At 32.2% G+C, this 543-nt stretch carries 1 protein-coding gene; it reads left to right on the top strand.

The window, feature by feature from the left end; translation table 11 throughout:
- Positions 1-22: 22 nt before the first annotated feature.
- Positions 23-543 (top strand): ATP cone domain-containing protein (locus COW15_RS02535; protein WP_293629619.1); only part of this gene is annotated, 521 nt, incomplete at its 3' end.

Raw genomic sequence — 543 nt, 5'->3', positions numbered from 1 at the left:
AATTAATATAAGGGGCAAAAAATTGACCATAGAAAACAGAAGACTTTTTCAATACCTAGTGAAAGAAGTAGAGAATACAGGGTTACCAAGGGAAGCCATAGAAGAGATAGTGGAAATTATAGGTAAGAATTTTGAAAAATATAAAAAAGTTTCTGAGGACCAACTTAAGATGAATGAAATTCTTAGAGTGGTTAAGGAAAGCAATGATTACAAAGACTCAACTGATTTACATCTTTTGGTATCTGCCCCGACAAAAGGTGAAACTTTAAATTGGGACAGGGAAAGAATTAAAGATGCTTTGATAAAAGAAGCACAGCTATCAGACAAAGAAGCAGAAGACATTGCATTTGCAGTGGAAAGAAAGGTTTTATCTTCGGGTATTAGAACTATTAATGTAAGCCTTCTGAGGGAATTGGTTGATAATGAACTTTTTGAAAGAGGATACCAGGCAAAACTAAAAAAACAGGAAGTGATTGGTATTTCTACTTATAATATCAACCAGTTAATTTTTTCGAATACAAAAGAAAATAGTAACATAAAATC

Origin of the sequence: Shewanella sp. CG12_big_fil_rev_8_21_14_0_65_47_15 (assembly GCF_002783505.1) — a bacterium.
In the GTDB taxonomy this organism is placed as follows: domain Bacteria; phylum Pseudomonadota; class Gammaproteobacteria; order Enterobacterales; family Shewanellaceae; genus Shewanella.
The sequence above is the reverse complement of the archived record's forward strand: the minus strand, read 5'-3'. Positions and strand labels throughout refer to the sequence as shown.